The sequence below is a fragment of the Candidatus Jidaibacter acanthamoeba genome (assembly GCF_000815465.1).
GTDB classification, from domain to species: domain Bacteria; phylum Pseudomonadota; class Alphaproteobacteria; order Rickettsiales; family Midichloriaceae; genus Jidaibacter; species Jidaibacter acanthamoebae.
Window position 1 is genome coordinate 1 of the sequence record NZ_JSWE01000063.1, and the last position, 4,100, is coordinate 4,100.

A 4,100-nucleotide genomic window follows, 5' to 3' on the forward strand; every position below is an offset into this window, starting at 1 on the left:
AGATGAATGCATATCAGGAAAGTAATAATAAAGAAGAAGAGGAAAGCTTTAAGGAGAGTAAGAAGAAAGATCCGGAAAAGGAGAAGGAAGAAAGTTCTAAGGATAGTAGGAGTAAGCAAGAAGGAGATAAAGAGGAAAGTTCGGAGAAGAGACAGAATGCTGAAGATAAAGAATGGGAAAAAACTAAGCAAGAGGAAACTAGGAAAGGCTCAGGTGGAGGTAATAATAAGGAAGGATCGGGGAGTAAGGGAGAAGCTAAGGCAGATGGAGCTGAGGCAGAAAGTAGTAGCAATGAAGCTTCATATGCTAGTGACAATATAGTTATAAACTCTGAAGCTGAAGAGAATCAAGATAGTGCCCAGCAAGATCAATCAGGTAATACTGAGGAAGCAAATAAAAAAGAAGAAGTACTAATAAGAGGAGATAAAAGGGTTGGGGGACTTGTAGGAGATCTATTAGACAAAGTAGGTGATGTATAAGTGCTGCGACTAATGAAGTAATAGATGCAGCGAAAGAGAATGTTAAGGAGAATTATCCTAATGCATATGAAGGAGCAAAGGTAGTTAAAACGATATGGGATAGGACTTGGGGAGTATTAGGAATATCAGTAAAAGGGTTTACGGGAATACTTATAGGGAAAGAGGGAGCGGATGTAGTATTTGAGGGAGCATCAGATTTAATGGAGAAGACTGATGATTGGATAAAAGAGGGAATGAGCGATAAGCAGAAGGAGGGGATGGATGGAATCTACACAGCAGCAGGAGCTGCAGCAGGAGCTGCAGCAGGAGCTGCAGCAGGAGCTGCAGCAGGACTAGGAGTGGCAGGATATGCGGCTAAGGAAACACTTAAAAAGACTTTAAAAAATAGTGGATCAACTAAACATATTTGCTCTAAAAAAACAACTGACAGTGATATAAAAGATCAAAGTACTACTAAAACACAAGGTGAAGTAAAAGCTCCAGTGCAACATAATATAAAAGAGCCGACTAAAATAACACAGCATATGCCTGCTAAACCTGCGGTTAATGATAATATTAAACCGACGATACATAAAACCTCGGATGTTAAGACTACTCCCCAAAACAATATAAAACAACAAACTGCTACACATTCTCATTCGGAAGTTAAAGCCCCAGTAAAACATGATAATAACAAACCGGTAGGAGCAAGTAGCAATATTGGTGATCAACCGAAGAGTACTAAGCCTGTATTTGATTTTTCCAACAATATGGGGGCAGGTTCATATATTCCAAAGCCGATGGATCCGGTAAAACTACCTCAATCTAAGGCGGACTTTAAGAATAGTAAGAGTGAACCGGTTACAAAGCAACCTTTTAAAGATGAGGCCAATAAACAAAGCCATGATTTATCAAAAGATACCCCTCATAAAGATGCTTCTCACACTACACCTGTTAAAAATAAGGTAGAACCGGAAGTAAATATTAAGGAAGAAGTTAGGGATGCGAATTTAAATAAATTCAAAGCTTCATTGGATAAGAACAATAAAGTTAACTTGGATGAACATGAAGGTGGAAATTGGAATGGACATGTAATAAAAAAACATGTACTGCCTTCTGATAATGTAATTATGGATAGAAAATTAAACCCGACTAAGTATGATCCGAATCAAAGATATCTAAAAGGATCTAGCTCATTTACTGATAAAGATACAGCAGAAAGGGTAATTGCTGAGGCATTGCAACATAATTGGGATAAAGTTGAAAAGTGGATGTTGGATACAGATAAACAAAAATTGCGTATAGATTATGAGAGTAATAAAGTAATTGGTAGAGGTATATCAGATCCAGACACTACTATCTCCGATAGGAGCAAAGTAAAGATATTTTTGAAAAGAGTAGAAAATGAGCTTAAAATTGAAACAGGTTACCCTGTAAAGTAAAAAGGAGAAATAATGAAAGCAAAAGAGTTCGAAAAAGAATATAGCCAATTAGATGAGTTGCTAGGAACATACTTTGCCTCAGATGCAGATACTGAGCAATTCAATGAAGATATCACGTTATCAGAATACTTATATAGTAAAGAAATGCTGCCTGAAGCAAAGCTTGCGTTAAAGCAAGCTGAGGAAGTATTGCAATTAGAGCCTTTTCCTGAGGAGTTAATAGGAGATATGACTAATATAGCTAGCCGAGTGGAGACACGAAAAGAATGGTTGGAAAAAGTGGTTGAAAAGTTGAAAGCAAAAATAGAAGAGATGGAAAGAAAGAAAAATAAAGAAAAATAAAGAAAAATAAAGAAAGAGGATTGGGACTCTGAAGGGTAATGTTGTAAAGATTAAGATTAAATAAAGAGAGCATGCTAGCACTTAGAGATAAAAATAGAGCATGGTTTTTACACGATGATAGGAAATTTTATCAAAGTGTACATGTAGTATATGATAGGAAAGAAAATACTTTAGATTCATTAATGGATTTACTGGGAGGGAAAGTTATTGATACTACTAACTTAAAACCTATAGTATTTAATGTAATGAAGAGTAAAAAAGCTACTTTGGATTACTTGCTTAAATGGGATTTTTTACATAATAGTACAAGGGTGCTTTTAGCAAACGAAAAAGCTTTAAAAGTTTTAAACGAAGTTGTACAAGGAGAATTCCAAGCATTACTTGCAGAGGTTAGAATGTATGACGGAACAGTTATAAATGATTATTATATTATTAATGTCATTATCCGAAAAGATATGATGAATAAAGAAAAATCTATTTTAAAACCAGAAGAAGAACGTGAGTCTTGGGATATGTATGAAAAATGTTTTTATGATATAAGTTGCTTAGGTGGAAGTGAGATAGCAATAGATGATGATAGTAAGATAACTTTAGGGTCTGAGAATCTAAGAAGAGCGGTAAGAGAAGCAAAGCTTACGGGCTTAGAATTTAATGAAAGTTGGGGAGGAATCTGTTTTATAGAATAAAAAGATATAGAGTTTTATTAAACATCATATAATCTAATAACCTTTATTTAACATTCCATCCTGGTTTATTTGGTTAGATTTTATTACTCAATAAAACCATATTCATTTGAGATGAGTCGTAGTCCTTTAGCTTTTTCACTAAACTCCATTAATCTTTTAATAGGTGTTTGTTTAATCTCTGGATATTTAGCTTCAAAATATTTTTTAGCTGTCTCATAAGAATCTTCTATATTAAGAGCATTAGCAACAATTCTTGAATTATTATCATCAACTATTAGTTTTCCTATGTAGACAACTTCCCCACCTTTTAAAGAAAATGTAATAATATCTTTTAAGGAGTTGGCATACCTTCTATCAAAATAAATGCTACTTAGAGAGTATTCCCCAGGTTCTATGAAGTAAACTAAAGTTGGAAAATTAAATGTAGCTGAAGGGATTACTATAGAAAATACTGTAACTAATTCCCCAATTATGTTTTCTGGATCTGTAGTAAAAATTCTTTTATTTTCCTTGTTTTTCCATGTCGTTTTTAAATTATATTTATCTCTTACCTTATCTACTTTTTGAGCAGTTTGAATGATGACAATCCCTTTTCTCCTTTCGTTAAAGCCTTTAACATCCTTAAATTGTTCAACATGTGTTCTAGTTGCACAAGCAGCTAACTGTAGAATTAGTAATATTGAGCAAATAAGTTTAATAAAATTTTTCATAAGCAAGTATTATTCTTCTTGAGTAACTGATTAATAGCACTTAAGAATAATTTATCAACTATATTTTTTACCTGAATTATATAAAATAATAATTATTTATAATTACTTAAGATTTAAAGGCAATCTTATAAAAAATATTTTAATTTTATAGTCTTCCTTTCAGTACTCGAGTTCCTGCTAAGATATCGTGAATCATAGCCCTTTGAGGAGAGATAATGCAAGGCAGGATAAATATAATAAAGCAAAAAGAAGACATTAATAAGGTAACTAATCCTTTATTAGCTATATTTTCCCATAAAATAGTAAACAAACCTATAGCAGTGATGATTGAAATTAAAAAAGTAACCATTCTGACAAATGCACGCCAAAGCTTTACTCTCTCACCATATCTATCAACCAGATAGGCAGTGTTGCGAGAAATGAAATATGAAGGTAGGTATAAGGTAAGGCAAGCAACTTAAT

General features: G+C 33.3%; 6 protein-coding genes. 4 read left to right on the plus strand and 2 right to left on the minus strand.

Features of this window, described 5'->3' with window-relative positions; translation table 11 throughout:
- The 4 genes from NF27_RS12285 to NF27_RS02370 all read left to right on the plus strand — a co-directional run.
- On the plus strand, positions 1-479 hold a 479-nt coding region (locus NF27_RS12285; RefSeq protein WP_039455410.1), incomplete at its 5' end, for a hypothetical protein.
- Positions 480-679: 200 nt separating this feature from the next.
- The gene (locus NF27_RS12730; RefSeq protein ID WP_039455411.1) at positions 680-1,900 is read left to right on the plus strand and encodes an RNase A-like domain-containing protein; all 1,221 of its coding nucleotides are present in this window, start codon (positions 680-682) and stop codon (positions 1,898-1,900) included.
- Positions 1,901-1,912: 12 nt separating this feature from the next.
- Positions 1,913-2,242, plus strand: a complete 330-nt coding sequence (locus NF27_RS12290) for a hypothetical protein (protein WP_039455412.1) — start codon at positions 1,913-1,915, stop codon at positions 2,240-2,242.
- A gap of 71 nt (positions 2,243-2,313) precedes the next feature.
- Positions 2,314-2,928, plus strand: coding sequence for an imm11 family protein (locus tag NF27_RS02370; protein ID WP_039455414.1), 615 nt, complete (start codon positions 2,314-2,316; stop codon positions 2,926-2,928).
- Between the two features lie 83 nt (positions 2,929-3,011).
- On the opposite strand, the gene NF27_RS02375 is transcribed toward NF27_RS02370, so the two are convergent.
- Both NF27_RS02375 and NF27_RS13245 read right to left on the minus strand, forming a co-directional pair.
- Entirely contained in the window at positions 3,012-3,638 is a 627-nt protein-coding gene (locus NF27_RS02375; protein ID WP_039455416.1) for a hypothetical protein, read from the minus strand.
- A 145-nt stretch (positions 3,639-3,783) separates the two neighbouring features.
- Positions 3,784-3,987: a hypothetical protein gene (locus tag NF27_RS13245; protein WP_410518014.1), complete on the minus strand. Its 204-nt coding sequence runs from the start codon at positions 3,985-3,987 to the stop codon at positions 3,784-3,786.
- Positions 3,988-4,100 lie beyond the last annotated feature (113 nt).